Origin of the sequence: Clostridium sp. AM43-3BH (assembly GCF_003479985.1) — a bacterium.
Classification (GTDB): Bacteria; Bacillota; Clostridia; order Lachnospirales; family Lachnospiraceae; genus Otoolea; species Otoolea fessa.
In genome coordinates, this window is record NZ_QUIH01000001.1 from 601,764 (window position 1) to 617,494 (window position 15,731).

A 15,731-nucleotide genomic window follows, 5' to 3' on the forward strand; every position below is an offset into this window, starting at 1 on the left:
CCGTAAAATCATATATTTCCTTCATACATATCGTGTTGTACCAGAGATGAATAATAATTGCTGATCGTTAATGGTGCATTATACAATACTGCCAGTAAATATTGCCTCATGTTCAATACCTTACTGGTATTTTCTTTCATACAGTGAAGAACAAATCGCATATGTTCTGAATCCAATTTCAGAAACTGACTTTTTACAACGGAAAGCGGTTTTCTGTCTCCTCCAATCCGTATAAATTCCTGTTCCGAGCACACCACATCTACCATCAGACCGACAATTTCATCCAACATCTGCTGGTTAAACTCATCTACAATATAGGCATAGCCAATATTCTCTTTAATAATCTGCTGATAGGCACTACGCTCTGCCTCTTTTCTTTTCATTTCACTGCTATCCGAATAGAATGAATGATACTCTGTATCGTTATTCTCAGTATTACTATCCTCTATATCATTACCTGGCAATTTGCACCTGTCTGTATCGGTCATTTCTGCCTTTCCTGACAGGTCATTTTGACCGTACTGCAAGTTTCCCTTTAACCTGTCTGGTGATACACATTTTTTTACATAAATTCTATCGGGATTTCCTAATCCCTGCCTGACTCTTGTAATCAACCCGATTCCTTTTCTGTCATCCAGTTCTTTTAACAGGCACCGGACTTTTTTCACTCCACATCCCATAAGTCCTGAAATCTGTTCCTGTGAAAAATAGATATATACTTTGCCCTCTGCATCCAGCCATCGGTTCTTCATAGATAACTGCATACGGTCAAGCAATAATCCATACAGCAATTTTGCCTCACAGGATAAGTTTCCAAATACTGGGCTTACAAAAAGAATCTTAGGAATCCGGTAGAACGTGTACTGCTCAGCTTCCTCCCCATAATGATATGGAAAGGCATATGTACGATTATCCAGACTTCTTCTCTCTCTGTTCTTTTAATATTTTCGCCATGCAATAGCCAATGCAGGGACTTTTCCCATATGGGCAGCCTTTACATGGAACCCAGTAGCGATGAAGCGGATCTGGGTCAGGCGGCTTCTCCGGAAGCTGATAAAAACATCTCATCTGCCTGCATTCTTTCTTCTTCTCATTCCAAAAGTAACAGTATTCACAGGACTTCGGCTTGTCTTCTGCATATCTAATCATCGTCTCCTTCCTGCTCCCTTCTTTTACTCATTCGTTCCAACATCTGATCCTCCTGTGATGCCACTCTCAGACAGCAGTACATTACAAAATTAACCGCTGCAATAACCGCTACTCCTGCAATAATCAATATCTGTTTCAAAATACATTCCCCTTTCATTTTTTCTTAGTATTAGCAAAAAGAGGGCATTTATGAATCAATTCTGTCCATAAATGCCCTCCTGGTCAAAGGTTTCTTATTTCTTTTTTCTCACTACCCACACTGCTGATACTGCACCTGCCATACCTGCTACTGCAAGCAGAATCCAAAGAAGCATGTGTGTATCATCACCTGTTTTCGGTGTATCTGTTACCTGTGTGGTTGGGTTTTCCGGCACTGGTGTTTCTGTTGGTTTTGTTTCATCCTTCATAACTACTTTCTGGATTTCCCCAGTATCTTCAACTGTAAACTTCACGTCCTCAGCTATCAGATAACCATCCGGGGCAGATTCTTCCCGAAGTGTATACTCCCCAATCGGAAGCATTTCAATGTAATGCGGTTTCTCCTCAGAAGTCCAGCTCTCTACCGTTTTACCGTCTTTGTCGAGAATTGTCAGTTTTGCTCCTGGCAGTTCTTTACCGGAAATATCCGTCTTAGAGATTTCTACCTTCGTCACATCATCTTTCATTTCAATTTTCTGCGGTTTTGCAGTATCTTCAATGGTAAAGGTAATGCTTTCTGCTGTTACATAACCGTCTGCCGGTTTTGTTTCTGTCAGAGTATATTTGCGTCCTACTACCAACTCTTTGATGATATGAGCTTCTTTGCCGGAAGTCCAGGAATCTACCACCTTACCATCTTCATCAGTTACCTGAAGTTTTGCCCCTTCCAGTTCTTTTCCATCTGTCAGAGATGTCTTGGTAACTTCAATTACAGTAGGCTCGTCCTCAAAAGTAAAGGAATATGTTACTTTTTCCTTGTCTGCACCTTCATATTCGAACTTAAACTCCTGTACTTCATCTGTTGTTGCAAAACCAGGTGCCGGAGTGGTTTCTTTGATATAATACTCAAAGCCAATCGGCAGGTCTGCCGTAAATGTCAATTTACCCTCTTTATCAGTTGCAAGTTCTTCAATCACAGAATCCGCTTTCAGAATCACCTTTCCATCAGCACCTGTAATATCATTTTTCGCACAAAGAGCAAACACAGCCCCTTCCAGCACTCGATCAGAATCTTTCTCTTTTTTCACAACTTCTACCTCCGCTTTCTGACGGTTGTTCTGCCAGTCAGCAGAGTAAGTTACTTCTGCAGTATCCTGATCTCTGTATGTCAGATCAATTTCTCTTGCCTTATCATCAAGGACAAAACCATCCACCGTAGCTTTCTCTTTTACATAATACTTGCCAAGCGGAAGTCCTGATACTTTGGCAACTCCGGTATCATCCGTCATAATGGTTGCTACCAGTTCATCTTTTTTGTAGTAATCCTCACTTTCTCCATCAGCCGCTTTCACGTCTTCCAGTGCATAAACTTCAAACGTAACGTCTTTCAGATTTCCTGTCACATATTGGAATAAATGACTGATCCAGCCACCCACAGAATCCAGTGGGGTCACTTTATCCAGGAACTCTCCATTTTTATTAATAAGAATTGTTCCTGTTGGCACATCATCTTTCATTTCCACCTTCTGGATTTCTCCGGTATCCTCGATAGTAAAAGTAATTTCTTCTGCTTTCAGATACCCATACGGAGCCAGTTCTTCCCGAAGTGTATAGGTTTCTCCTACGGTCAGACGTTCAATCAGATGTTTCTCACCCTTCACAGATTTCCATGTGTCAACTACATTTCCATCCTTATCCAGCACAGTAAGTGTCGCACCAGATAACTCTACTCCTGTCGTAAGATCAGACTTGGAAACCTCAATTTTGGTCGGCTGATTCTTAAATACACAAGCAACCTGTACAACTTTTACTTCTTGTCCCTGATATTCAGCTTTCACTTCAATCACTTCATCAGAAGATACATAGCCATTCGGGGCTGCCAGTTCTTTGATATAATACTCTCCAAATGGCAGATCCTGTGTAAATACAGCCTTTCCATTCTCATCGGAAATTGCGGTTCCAATCAGTGTATCAGCCTCCACGATCACTGTTCCGTGAGCTTCTATATCTGCTTTTGCATACAGTCCAAATTCTGCTCCTGCAACTGGTGCTTCATTATCCGCATCCTGCTTAACCACTGAAATTTCCACTTTCTGACGTTCATTGTCAAATGTAGCTGTCTGTTCGATCACTGGTGTTTCCTGGTCTTTGTAAGAGAATTTAATTGTCTGTGCTTCGCTATTTAAAACAAAACCTTCCGGTGCAGACGTTTCCACAATCTTATAACTTCCAAGTGGAAGATTCTTCAGGACCGCATTTCCATCTTTATCGGTTGTAACCGTTTTTACCAGTGTACCTGCTGCATATTCCAGAATACGGTTTCCATTATCGTCTTTCTGGAAATCTGCAGTATAAATGTCCTCTGCTGCATAAACTTCAAACTCTGCTCCTTCCAGATTTTCTGTCTGATATGTAAAATCATCTTCAAATCCATCCAGAACTTCGCCTTTCTTCACGATAGTCAGTTCTCCCTTAACCGGATGATTCTCATAAATCACTTCGATGATCACATCCCCTGAAGTTCCTTCCATCTGATATGCAGTGTTGGAATCCACTGTTACCTCATAGTAATTTTCGTTCAGCGTATAGCCAAACGGTGCCTTTACCTCCTCAATACGGTACTTTCCAATTTTCAGATTCTGCGGAAGAATCAAATATCCCTGCTCGTCTGTAAAATAAGACTTATGTTTCACCGTAGTCGGATAAGTGGTAACCTGTTCTACATACTTCTTATTATCCAAATCATAGATCTTGAACTCTGTATTTTTCTGTAAAACTGGCTTTTTCGTCTCATCATCCTGTTTGATAATTTTTAACTTCGCTTCAAATTCATCATCCAGAAGCACACGCCATGTCTGTGGTGTGTTTGGATGATTCTCTGTAATGCGAACTGTAAAATCATCCACCGGAGTATAATTGTGCGGTGTCGTTGTTTCCCGTACAATATAAGTTCCATACGGAAGTGCAATACTGCAAGCATATCCTTTTTCGTCTGTAAAGATTTCTGTTGCACCATTTTCTCCAATTACAACCGGCGTAGCTGAATCAAAATCATAACTTCCGTCCGCTTTCTTTGTCAGAGAAGACTCCAGATAAGCACTGAATCCTGCTCCTGCCAAAAGATCAGCGTCTGTCTTGCCATTATTGGCTGCTTTAATAATCTGGAATGGCTGTTTGATTACCTGTTCCAGTGAAGTACAATCACGTTTGACCTCAGCAACTAGATCACCTTCATAGTTGCAAACCAGGTCATACTCATTTTCATCTGCCAGATAGCCAACAGATGGACTAATCTCCTTCACAAAGTAATCTCCCAGGTACAGATTATCCACAGAAGCCTGTCCATTCTTATCCGTAGTCAGTGTAGCAACCTGTTCCCCTGCTTTGTAGATTACACCAGTCGCACCGTCCGGATGAACAATATCATTACGGGCATACAGTCCATATACTGCTTTTTCCAGTGTTGCGTCTCCCTGTGCAACTGCCTGTTTCGTCTCAGCGTCTCTCTTTTCCAGAGTAATCTTAGCTTTAACTCTCTCATTCACAAACGTATGTGTAAATGAAACTTTCGGCTCATTATCATTGGTGTACGCAAATTTGACCGTATATACATCTTTTGAATTTCTCAGATATTTCTCTGGTGCCTGTTCTTCTTTCACTACATAAGAAAATCCAATCGGCAGATCTGCGGTAAATGCTGCTTTTCCATCTGCTCCAGTTGTCGCTTTTTCAATCAGTGTTCCTTTCTTCACAACCACTGTTCCATCTGCATTTGCAATGTCACTGCCAGCATACAGAGCGAAGATACCTCCAGATAACGGATTTTCTGTATCGTTATCCTTTTTCACAACATTCACATCTGCTTTCTGTCTGTCATTTGTAAATGTCACATCGGAAAATACAACTTCCACATTCTGCCCTGCATAGGAAAGTGTTACTTCTTTTTCTTCCCCTGCATTGTAGAAATTCTCCGGTGCCTGCATTTCCTTTACAACATAAGTTCCAAGATGCAGATTTTTCAGAACATATGCTCCGTTTTCATCTGTGGATAGATTTTCTTTTACCAGATCACCCTTGCTGTAAATCTTCGCACCATAAGCAGACATAATATCCGCTCCGGCATATACATTATATACTGCACCTTTCAGACGTCTGTTTTCATACTGAAATGTAACACCACTGTCACTAACATCTGCACCAGCAAGAACCTGACCTTCTTTATATACTGTCAGTTCTCCAAGCTGTTCCTTGTCCGGTACTGTTGTGGATGTAGTCTTACTTGCTACCAGCTTCACATTGTAAGCTGTCGTATTAAGTACATAGCCTTTCGGTGCTGTGATTTCTTTCAGATATACGGTATCCTGTGTTTTTACAATCGTTGCAGAAGATTTGCCATTGCTGTCCGTTTCTGGCATTGTAGTAATCAGATTTTTGCAATCCGGATCGCTGTAAATACCAAATACAGCACCAGCAAGGTTTACATCTGCTGTGGAATCTTTTTTCACAACTTCAACGGTTGCCAGTTCAATCCAGGATACTTTGAAGTCCACATACTTTTCATCATCCACACCTTCTCCAAATACCAGTGCCAGATCCTGTGTTCCAGATCCTGTGGTAATCTTATAAGCAGAATAATCTTTTGTAATGCTTCCCTTCATGGTAGATGACCAGCTCTCTGCCACATCACTTACCTGTGTCAGTGGTGCAGACAGATAAAACTTTGTGCCACCACAGATTTCAACACTTTCTCCAGCTTTACTTGTTTTTCCTGTTGTCAGGTTATGAAGCTGTACCCCTGCCGGAAGTTTCATGGTAATTGTCTGTAATGTATCGGCATTAAAAGTAATATCCTTTGTTCTCTGACTGTTACCATCTACATAGGCTTTTACGTTTGCATCAGAAAAAGACATTGCCACTGATGGAATATCCGGTTGAGAAACGCAATAATTATAAAGTTTCTTTGCAAGATTCTGTGCAGTGCTGTTTGCACCTGAAAAAGCGTCCCCACTACCATTTGCATAAGATGCTGCGAGGTGTACCAGAATAAATCTGGCTCCGGCACTTAAATTTCCATATCCATTCTCTTCTGTAAAGAATCCATCATCTCCAGATGCCTTTGTACCGTAATAACATACTTTCGCAAGTGCCTTGCCATCTCCAACCTTATTGATCGTGTACGTTCCAGTACCAGGTCCCGGCTTGGATGGCTGTACACAGTATGCTGTGGCAGATACATTACCAAATTTCACAGTATACTGATAAGTAAGGTAACTACCATATCCATAATCTGCGTAACGATACATGGTTCCCCTTGTAACAGAAACCTGCTGTGAACTTCTTGCATTTCCTGCTGAAGCCATAAAGGTTATGGTTTCTCCTGCATCCATTGCATACAGATCAATTCCATTACTTTCTGCCTGTTCTAATGCTTCTGAAACAGTCAGTCCAGTTTCGGAATCAATCTCGTTCTCTATTTCCCGGTGCGAATCTGAATCGTCATCACTCAGCTCCGTATCTCCTGTATCGCCATTGTCATCAACTACAATCTCAGAAGAACTTTCTGACTGCTGCTCTGTTTCCGGCTCTTTCACTGTGATATTTCTGCTGATTCTATAAGCTGGATGTCCGCTAACCGGCTCCACAGCATACACAGCCTTATAGGTATCCGGTGTGTGAGTGTCAAAATCTGCACCATCTTCATTCTTTGCCTCATGGAATAAGATTTTCATTTTGTTTTCATCTACCCCTTCGATACCAGACAGATCTACTTCCACCTCAAATTCCTGTCCATAGGCAAGTTCAATGTCATTTGCTGCCACAATTTCATCTGAATCAAGTGAATTCTGGACATCTTTTAATTCCGGATACTGCTGTTCAAACGGTATTTCTTCCGGTTCTAATTCCGATGCAGAAACAGCTACTGGCTGAACGATTACAGACGCTAACGTGGCAACTGCCATGACTCCTGATAAGAATCTTTTGAACTTCATTTTCATTTTGACTTAATCCTCTCTTTCTTCACTTATCATCGTTTTTCTTTTCAGCAGGTCTGTACCTGCACTATCCAATCATTGAAACCACCTCCCTGACAACTTTATCTGTTACTGATACCAATTCATTGATAACAGCACATGCATATGGCGGCACCTGCACTAAGCGAAGCACCGCCACATGGTATCTGCTGTCATCTCCGTTTATGGAAATAACAATTTAAATAAGGATCAAGCATTTATAAGCCGCAAGAGGTAATTCGTAATCTTTCCTGCAAAGGGTGCCTCCCATCTGTATTCCCTCACGTTTTCACCGGATTCCGCCGCAAGAATGCGTAGCTGAAAAATTCCGGGTATCCTCTCGCTGCTGGTATGAAATTGTCAAGGTACAAGTCCGGGTTTTTCTTTCTGAAGAATTAACCCTTCACCTATAAAGCCCGGCAGAGGGGTTTTACCAACCCCCTCTCGCAAATTTTTTTATTTTTTTCTCAAATTCTTTTTCTTATCGTTTTCGGAATCTGCTGTCAGACTTGCACTAAGTCTTGCAAGTGCCTTCTTTCTTCTGTTGTTGACTGCTGCTGAACTGATACCATGAATCTCTGCATATTCCTGAAAAGTCTGGTGTTCGAAATAAAGAGCATAAACAAGTTCTCTCTGATTTGATGTCAGCATATTCATCATGTTTTCTGTCATCATCTGCTGAATAATCATTTCTTCCATATCCTCGGCTGCCGTTTCACATAACTGCATTTCTTCCATAGCAGAAGATAAAGAAACACAATGTTTCTGATTGCGACTGTCCAGATTGATACTCAGGCGATCCTCTCCATGAAGAAGGAAACGCAGATACCATTCCGCTTCTTCAAAATAGGATTCATCCAGGTCACATCCATAACTACTTCCAGCCACGGATGAATAGCGGTAGCCGGAAATATCTTCGATTGGAAATACCGTTACCCGACTCATTGCCTCATAAACTACATATCCATTCTTATAAACCGTGATCGTAACCAGATCGGTATCGCTCTTTATTACTTTCTGAGCAATAACCGGAGCCTTACCCTCTCGTAAACTTTTAGGAGTCGGCTTCTTTGCGCCTTTCTTCGGGGACTCTATCATTTCTTTTAATTTTCTGAGTGTCAGCATGACAACCACCTTTCTGCCTTTCGGCACCGGGCTGTCAGCAGACAAAAAAAGCAGCAAAAAAAGACTCCGATCTGCCCGGTTTTTTTTATACCGAGCGGCTTGCGAAGCCTCTCCTTGCTGCTTAATGTATCAATCAGCTATACAGGCAAAACCTGTCAGCAGATTAATCAGCGTTCATATTGTCTCTTACTGCTTGTGTCGCAGTATTTTCAGAGCTATCAGCTTTTTCATCCAAAAGGAAGCTAAAATCTCCCATTGAATCGTAGGGCTGATGCCTGATAAATTCTAAGTATTCATCTCTGGTCATTGCTTCTACCTCCTCTCTTGTGATGGTCTAATCTTAACAATTATCAAAATCAGAAAAAGGACATATAAACGTTTTTTTCAAATTTTAAGGGGACATTTTTGTCCCTTTTATACTTGTGGCAAAAAAAAACGCCCATTCACCATGTTGTGAACGAACGTTTAACCTTTTTTTTTTCTGATCTAAGCGTCTACTTAATTTCACCAGACCTCCTAATTGATTAGTCATATCTGCCTTCAATTCTTTATCCTGTATTCTCATTATTTCCCCTGCATATTCAATTATTAAATTATCATTTTCATCATCGCTATTTACCATTTCTACCATTGTTATCTTCTCTGTCTGCTGTGAACTTGGCATTTTTTTAATATTAGCCAAGAATCGCGAATCAATACATATATCAACATCAGGAAATAAATCCTCCATGCTTATTCCTGACAGCTCTGAAAGAAATTTTGCCTGCGTACCTGTAAACTGATACTCATATTTACGACAGATTCTCCGATATTGTTTAGCTGAAATTCCCAAGTAACCTGCAAGTGTTTCCTGTGTCCAACCAGCCATTTTACGCCAGGATTCCACAAGCTTTCCAACATCTTCTTGAGTTCGCTTCCCACAGCCAGATGACATTATAACCACCTCCTTCTTGAACAGATTTTCTATATTGTTGCCTTATAAATAAAGACAATTATAGCCGGACGAAATGATTGACATTTCTATTCCGGCTATTCCATACATAAAATCCGTTCCAGAAAAAAGTAGTGCTTACGTTTTCAGACTTTTATCCTGTATTACCTTCACAAAATAATTTTCCTGCGTTTATCGTCAACACGTAGCTGCCTCCTGCCAAGTACTTTATCAGCAGAGACTTTCCCCCAACTACCGTTATCATTTCGTTGTTTACCGTTATATAATTTTCAAGTGTATCTTTTCTTGAAACAGTTACTCCTACAACGCTGATAACAATCTGGTCACTTGCTATCATACGCACCGTTTCTCTTATCGCATTTTTATCCATAGTAATTTCTCGCATTCTTTTCGTCTCTCCAGCCACTATACTTGCTGGAAATTGTTCTTATTTTACATATTTTTCATACAAATTTAATATATCTATTGCAAAAAAACCTTGACTGGTTTTTCTCCGCATGATATACTAATGCATGTTGTATTTGACAACTTTTTCTATATGTTCCTCAAAAAGAGGAAAAGAGAATCTGGGTTGAAGGTTCAGATCTAAAGTTACTCAATAGAAGGGCATTCATATTTGAGCCGCAACTAATGTTATGTACAACATGATATAGTACCGATAAAAGCCGACACCAATCCTATTATTTCCAAGTGCCAATTGGATATAGACCAGTAGGATGATGTCGATTTTGTCTGTCTAAGCGTTTTTAGATCTACTCTCGTGCCAAGGGAGTAGGTCTTTTACATTATAGCATTGCTACCATTTATTGTCAATATGCACTATAACCAATGTGTTATGGTGTCTTTTTTTGTGCAAATTGCATTATTTTTCATGTTAATGAATTAACATTGCAGTCTCTTTACTTTTGAATGTTTTTTTGTGCAATATTTTGCGCATTTTATTATTTCATTCTTTTTCCGTGTGTGTTATTATGAATTTAATTAGTAACCTTCTCTCAGAAAGGAGTCCTGTTCTATGAATAATCAAGAGATTCTTCGACAAATTGTTGATTATATAAAAACGGTTATGGATGAACGAGCATTGTCATCTCGTGATTTAGCCAAAATATGCGCTGAAAAAGCCGGAAAAATGTCCCCTCGAACCATCGACTATATGTTTAAAGCACCTTCCTCTACTACAATCTCTACACTATTAAAAATATGCGATGGTTTAAACCTTAACCTTACGGCTATCTTGCACTCTATTGAAATAGCAAAAACTGCTTCCGAGAAAAATCTGCAAAAACTAATTTATGATATAAGCAATCCCGCCTACTATGGATATACTGGTAAATACCATGTGTTCTTTCTGTCTACAGCGGCTAATTCTGAAGAATACCAAGATAAACCTCTTACACATGGAATTCTTCAGCTTGGAGACATATATGGCACTAATGAATGTTCTGCTATACTGGACTTAGATTCCGGTGATTTAACTCCTGAAGGCGAACCTTTTTCCAAACATTATGAAGGAACATTAGTTTATTCATCTACCAAAATGATCTTCTGCCAGTTGGCTTGTAACCGCTGCGGAGATATGTGGTCCCTTGTTTTTGATCATGGAGATTTGAATAATAAAGATTTGGCATGTGTTGTTGGCTGTGCAGCAACATCATCTTCTGGTCGATTCCGTTATCCAGCAATTCATCGATTCTGTCTATGTAATGTGGAACAGTATCCTACCATAGATTCTGCTACTCAAGTACTCATTCAGGGTATTCTAAGATTGCAAAACAACAGAATTATTATTAAAAAAGCCCATATAGATGAGTTTCTTAACAGAACTGATATTGATCCCGCCTTTAAAGTTAATCTACAAAATCATTTAAATATTGCAAAAGACTACTACTCAATTGATAAATCAGCATTAACTACTGATTTAGATTTTTCTGTTTATACAGAATCCATCGCTAAATTATGTAATGTATCCGAATTAGAACGGACATACCACATTCGTCATAACGATGATCGAATGTTATCAAGCATTCTGAAAAATCCACATTCTTAGATTATAAAAAAGGAGCCAGAAACATTCACTTCTCTGTGTAAATGTTTCTGACTCCTATTAGTCCTTCGCTCAATACCAATTTATTAAACGGTCACAATATTCTTTTTCACTTCATATACAGTTAAAGTTCCGTCTTTCTTGCGTCTCACTTCCGCATTATTGCCCCGATCTGTAATCGCACTGATTACCTCCATCAAGTACAATGCTCTCTCTGTCTGCCCCACTAAATCTGTACTCTTTTGTTCGCCAATCTTTTTCAAATCTGATCTCATCTCCAGTCCTCCAAGCAATATAATATCACTCAAACGGATAAGGGAAAGAAAACCGCTGATGAGTTTCTGATAAGCCATCCCGAAACAGTACTTAACTGTTGCTTACCATATAGATTCTATCCAAGGGAACAGTGCTGACCTCCTGTTTCCTCCTGACATTTATGATTATACTATCAGAACATATGTTCGTCAATCCCTAATTTTATTTTTCATAAAAAAATTGATTATCATGCTTCCGATCATACACCCAAGTCCATTATGAATCATATCATCCCATTCGAATAATCCACGCATAAACACCAACTGACTGGTTTCTATTACTGCTGATACCAAAACCCCAAATAATAATGCCCGATACCATTTCATTTTATGGTTTGCAATTATCGGTAATAAGGCTCCAGCCGGAAACAGCAATATACAATTCAAAAGATTTTCTTTTAGCAGCGTCCAATCTTTATATTTCCAAATAGCCTTCCATGACCAAAACGGTATCAATTCATACTGACGAACGGTACTTGTTCTGGTAAATATCGTAGAGCCAAATACAATTCCAAGAAATATTACCATCATCACAACAGCCACTGCCTGAATTAGATTAATCTTTTTTCTACATACGCCTCCTGCTACTACAATGACTGTCAAGAGCAACAATACACTAAATGCCAATATCTCATATTTCGACCATTTCTTATTATATGTTGTCCATATCTGGTAAATATCCATTCTATTCCCTTTCTATTTTAATCAGACCAAAACGCAAGAATATCGAGTACAGATAACTTGCTCCAAAAACCTTTAATTTCTTCGGTCCGTTTACATTTCCCTTCATCTCCATCGTTTCTTTCAGAGCAATATTTACACTGCTTCTGGTTATTGATTTCTTTTTCCGGTCAATCAAGATTTCATTTCCATTGACCGTATAATGAAATCTTAATCCCTTTACAGTCGTAAAAGAATAGCCTGAAAACAATTTTAACGTCTCCCACAAATGATTTTCCAGTAATTCATATGATTTACCGATGCAGCAATGCAGTTTTTCAACAGCCTGTTTTCTTTCCCGGTACAATCTACACCTCTCTGCATACAGGCTTAATTCATCCGCATTGTATATCATTTTTGTATACGGCAAATAGGAATGAACCGAAGATCTGCTCAATCCAGTCTCCTGCATAATCTCTGAAATGCTTTTTCCATTTTCCCTTAACGAAATAACCTGCTCACTAAGCTCAGTATGATACACACCCGCCGTAATTAATATTTTGCGTGTCTTCATTAAGGTAATGTTGAACTGTTCTGATATTTGTCGTAATGAATTTGCTGATCCACCACCTGCTCCAGACATATATGCTTCAGCAATACAGTTCGTAAACTGCTCCATTATCTTTTCCGAATCATATTCTGGTTTCTTTTTTGATCTTCCCATTTTCGTGTCAATCCAATCATTTTGTACTAATACTCCGAGCTGATATCTATCTCTATGCCAACCCAGAATACTAATTTCAAATACTTTTATTCCACAGTAACGCTCTTTGCCAGATTTCTTGGCTTGTCTACATCCAGGCCTTTTGCTACACTAACATAGTATCCCATTAACTGTAATGGAATCACTGCAAGGCTTCCTACAAAATGCTCATCAATCTTTGGAACATATACTGCAAAGTTTACCTGATCTTCAATCTCATATTTGCCATATGTTGTCAATCCCATCAGATATGCCCCACGACTCTTGCATTCCAACATGTTACTAATCGTTTTCTCATAAAGATCACTTTGCGTTAATACGCCGATTACCAAAGTTCCTGGTTCTATCAGACTGATTGTACCATGTTTTAATTCTCCTGCCGCATACGCTTCCGAATGAATATATGAAATTTCCTTTAATTTCAAACTTCCTTCCAAAGAAATCGCATAGTCAATTCCTCTACCGACAAAGAATACATCATGTGCATTTGCATATTTTGCAGCAAACCATTGAAGTCTTTCCTTATCCTGTAATATTTTCTGAATCTTTTCCGGAATCGTCAATAGCTCAGAAATGTAACTGCTATACTGTTCTTCTGTAATCACGTTTCTGACTTTTGCAAACTGAACAGCAAGACAATACATTGCTGCGAGCTGAGCACTATAAGCCTTTGTTGTTGCCACGGATATTTCCGGTCCGGCAAGTGTATAGAAGACTCTATCTGCTTCACGTGCAATACTGCTACCAACAACATTTACAACTGCCAAAGTTATAATTCCTTTTTCCTTTGCCAGACGTAAGGCAGCCAATGTATCTGCAGTTTCTCCAGACTGGCTGATCACTATAACCAAAGAGTTTTTATTTAATGACATTCTTCTATATCTAAACTCTGAAGCAAGTTCCACTCTTACCGGAATATTTGCCAGATCTTCTATTACATACTGTGCAGCCATTCCAACATGCCATGCGGAACCACATGCAACAATATAAATCTGATCAAATCCCAGAATTTCATCTTCTGTAAGTTCAACCGAAGATAAATCAATACAATCATCTTTTATCACAGATCCTAAAGTGTCCTTAACTGCTTTCGGCTGTTCATGGATTTCTTTCATCATAAAATGTTCAAATCCCGCTTTTTCAGCAGCTTCGGCATTCCACTTAATTTCTGTCGTCTGCTTTTCTATTTCGTCTCCATCAAGGTTAAAGAAATGTGCTTCTCCCGGTGTTAATTTTGCAAATTCCAGATTGCCAATATAATAAACATTTCTTGTATATTTTAAAATGGCAGGTACATCAGAAGCAACATAGGTTTCTCCATCGGTTACGCCAATGATCATCGGACTATCTTTTCTTGCTACCCAAATTTCTCCTGGATAATCTTTGAACATGAGTTCCAGTGCATACGATCCACGCACACGAACCATCGTTTTCGCAATCGCATCAATCGGTCCCAGGTTATACTTTTTATAATAATAATCCACCAGTTTAATTACCACTTCTGTATCAGTCTGACTATAAAAAGTGTAACCGTGTTTTAACAGTTTTTCTTTCAGTTCTGTATAATTTTCAATGATTCCATTATGCACTCCAACAACTTCTGATTCCACTTCCCCAGAACCTGATCTTGTGCAATTTCCAGATACATGCGGATGAGCATTGATCTGACTCGGCTCTCCATGCGTTGCCCAACGTGTATGTCCAATTCCACATGTTCCTAATAATGCTTTCCCTTCATCTGTTTTTTCAACAAGATTACTTAATCTTCCCTTAGCCTTAACCACCTGTGCCAGATGCTCCCCATCTCGCACAGCAATTCCGGCTGAATCATAGCCTCGATACTCTAACTTAGACAATCCATTTAATAAAATAGGTGCTGCCTGCTGTCTCCCGGTAAAACCTACAATTCCACACATATTATTTCTCCCCGCAAAAATTATTACTTATTTACATTTTCGAAAATGTAATCAATTAATTTTCCATACTGTTCGCTTCTATTTTCCTCTGGTAACATTTCGATAATCTGCAATGCAATTAAATATTTCTCAGTTGTTTCCAATCGTTTGTGGTACTTTCCAAGTTGCTTAGATGTTTCCCTATACATCCAAAAGTAAAGACCCGACACGATTTCTACTATTGCTCCAGATAAACCAGCCGTAAGCGATGCTGAATTATTTCCATCTAACAAAAATATAATAACAGCTAAAACGAACAGAACAAATCCGGCAAAGCATGAGAACATGGCTGCTGAGAAAGATTTTCTAATTTGTTGTTTACAGATAACATAGAACTCCTTCAATTCTTTTAAATTTTCAAACATTAGCGTTCTAATATCCTGATTTTCTTCTTTACTTTTCTCAGCTAAGACATCCAGATTCTTAACAGCCTCTAAAATTTCTTTTGCTTCTCTCTTTGCAGCCAGTTCATCCGTTTTTGCTTTCATTTTGTATAAAGCATATAATGATTTTATTATCCAGATAATTCCTAAACACCATATAATGGGTGATGAAACCGGAGATTTGCAAAACTGTATTATTAGTGCATGAATAAATTGTAATACATCTCCCAACATCTT

14 protein-coding genes are annotated in these 15,731 nt (G+C 39.1%); 1 reads left to right on the plus strand and 13 read right to left on the minus strand.

The genetic code is table 11. The annotated features are described in order from the left end of the window. Positions 1-8 precede the first annotated feature (8 nt). The 8 genes from DW931_RS02620 to DW931_RS02645 form a co-directional block, all read right to left on the minus strand. On the minus strand, positions 9-917 hold the full coding sequence (locus DW931_RS02620; RefSeq protein WP_118062440.1) for a DUF6017 domain-containing protein: 909 nt from the start codon (positions 915-917) through the stop codon (positions 9-11). Next, complete coding sequence (locus DW931_RS02625) at positions 910-1,149, minus strand: hypothetical protein (RefSeq protein WP_087202978.1); 240 nt, start codon at positions 1,147-1,149, stop codon at positions 910-912. The genes DW931_RS02620 and DW931_RS02625 overlap by 8 nt, the downstream gene beginning before the upstream one ends. Then, the gene (locus tag DW931_RS15825) at positions 1,142-1,288 is read right to left on the minus strand and encodes a hypothetical protein (RefSeq protein WP_172697015.1); all 147 of its coding nucleotides are present in this window, start codon (positions 1,286-1,288) and stop codon (positions 1,142-1,144) included. Before DW931_RS15825 ends, DW931_RS02625 begins: the two co-directional genes overlap by 8 nt. A gap of 94 nt (positions 1,289-1,382) precedes the next feature. Continuing rightward, complete coding sequence (locus DW931_RS02630) at positions 1,383-7,277, minus strand: SpaA isopeptide-forming pilin-related protein (RefSeq protein WP_347559418.1); 5,895 nt, start codon at positions 7,275-7,277, stop codon at positions 1,383-1,385. A gap of 477 nt (positions 7,278-7,754) precedes the next feature. After that, positions 7,755-8,423, minus strand: coding sequence for a sigma-70 family RNA polymerase sigma factor (locus DW931_RS02635; protein ID WP_207664430.1), 669 nt, complete (start codon positions 8,421-8,423; stop codon positions 7,755-7,757). Between the two features lie 163 nt (positions 8,424-8,586). Continuing rightward, complete coding sequence (locus DW931_RS15830) at positions 8,587-8,730, minus strand: hypothetical protein (RefSeq protein ID WP_158576601.1); 144 nt, start codon at positions 8,728-8,730, stop codon at positions 8,587-8,589. 84 nt (positions 8,731-8,814) lie between these two features. Then, positions 8,815-9,357, minus strand: coding sequence for a helix-turn-helix transcriptional regulator (locus DW931_RS02640; RefSeq protein ID WP_118626878.1), 543 nt, complete (start codon positions 9,355-9,357; stop codon positions 8,815-8,817). Positions 9,358-9,508: 151 nt separating this feature from the next. After that, positions 9,509-9,745, minus strand: a complete 237-nt coding sequence (locus DW931_RS02645) for a hypothetical protein (RefSeq protein WP_147353612.1) — start codon at positions 9,743-9,745, stop codon at positions 9,509-9,511. A gap of 645 nt (positions 9,746-10,390) precedes the next feature. Between DW931_RS02645 and DW931_RS02650 the strand changes: the two genes are divergently transcribed. Then, on the plus strand, positions 10,391-11,422 hold the full coding sequence (locus DW931_RS02650; protein ID WP_118626879.1) for a helix-turn-helix transcriptional regulator: 1,032 nt from the start codon (positions 10,391-10,393) through the stop codon (positions 11,420-11,422). Positions 11,423-11,505: 83 nt separating this feature from the next. Here DW931_RS02650 and DW931_RS02655 read toward each other — a convergent pair whose 3' ends face one another. From DW931_RS02655 to DW931_RS02675, 5 genes are all read right to left on the minus strand, one after another. Continuing rightward, entirely contained in the window at positions 11,506-11,772 is a 267-nt protein-coding gene (locus DW931_RS02655) for a hypothetical protein (RefSeq protein ID WP_147353613.1), read from the minus strand. A gap of 111 nt (positions 11,773-11,883) precedes the next feature. Next, complete coding sequence (locus DW931_RS02660; protein ID WP_118626881.1) at positions 11,884-12,417, minus strand: VanZ family protein; 534 nt, start codon at positions 12,415-12,417, stop codon at positions 11,884-11,886. Between the two features lies 1 nt (position 12,418). After that, positions 12,419-13,072 (minus strand): helix-turn-helix domain-containing protein, encoded by a 654-nt coding sequence (locus tag DW931_RS16150; RefSeq protein WP_243036892.1) that lies wholly within the window; start codon positions 13,070-13,072, stop codon positions 12,419-12,421. Between the two features lie 131 nt (positions 13,073-13,203). Beyond that, on the minus strand, positions 13,204-15,072 hold the full coding sequence (glmS, locus tag DW931_RS02670; protein ID WP_118626882.1) for a glutamine--fructose-6-phosphate transaminase (isomerizing): 1,869 nt from the start codon (positions 15,070-15,072) through the stop codon (positions 13,204-13,206). 23 nt (positions 15,073-15,095) lie between these two features. Next, on the minus strand, positions 15,096-15,728 hold the full coding sequence (locus tag DW931_RS02675) for a hypothetical protein (RefSeq protein WP_118626883.1): 633 nt from the start codon (positions 15,726-15,728) through the stop codon (positions 15,096-15,098). Positions 15,729-15,731 lie beyond the last annotated feature (3 nt).

Excerpts from the sequence above, each read along its gene's own strand:
- DW931_RS02635 (WP_207664430.1), bottom strand. The coding sequence starts at position 8,423 with ATGCTGACACTCAGAAAATTAAAAGAAATGATAGAGTCCCCGAAGAAA.
- DW931_RS15830 (WP_158576601.1), bottom strand. The coding sequence starts at position 8,730 with ATGACCAGAGATGAATACTTAGAATTTATCAGGCATCAGCCCTACGAT.
- DW931_RS02625 (WP_087202978.1), bottom strand. The coding sequence starts at position 1,149 with ATGATTAGATATGCAGAAGACAAGCCGAAGTCCTGTGAATACTGTTAC.
- DW931_RS16150 (WP_243036892.1), bottom strand. The coding sequence starts at position 13,072 with ATGGAGCAGTTTACGAACTGTATTGCTGAAGCATATATGTCTGGAGCA.
- DW931_RS02675 (WP_118626883.1), bottom strand. The coding sequence starts at position 15,728 with ATGTTGGGAGATGTATTACAATTTATTCATGCACTAATAATACAGTTT.
- DW931_RS02660 (WP_118626881.1), bottom strand. The coding sequence starts at position 12,417 with ATGGATATTTACCAGATATGGACAACATATAATAAGAAATGGTCGAAA.
- DW931_RS02650 (WP_118626879.1), top strand. The coding sequence starts at position 10,391 with ATGAATAATCAAGAGATTCTTCGACAAATTGTTGATTATATAAAAACG.
- glmS (WP_118626882.1), bottom strand. The coding sequence starts at position 15,072 with ATGTGTGGAATTGTAGGTTTTACCGGGAGACAGCAGGCAGCACCTATT.
- DW931_RS02640 (WP_118626878.1), bottom strand. The coding sequence starts at position 9,357 with ATGTCATCTGGCTGTGGGAAGCGAACTCAAGAAGATGTTGGAAAGCTT.
- DW931_RS02645 (WP_147353612.1), bottom strand. The coding sequence starts at position 9,745 with ATGGATAAAAATGCGATAAGAGAAACGGTGCGTATGATAGCAAGTGAC.
- DW931_RS02655 (WP_147353613.1), bottom strand. The coding sequence starts at position 11,772 with ATGGCTTATCAGAAACTCATCAGCGGTTTTCTTTCCCTTATCCGTTTG.
- DW931_RS02630 (WP_347559418.1), bottom strand. The coding sequence starts at position 7,277 with ATGAAGTTCAAAAGATTCTTATCAGGAGTCATGGCAGTTGCCACGTTA.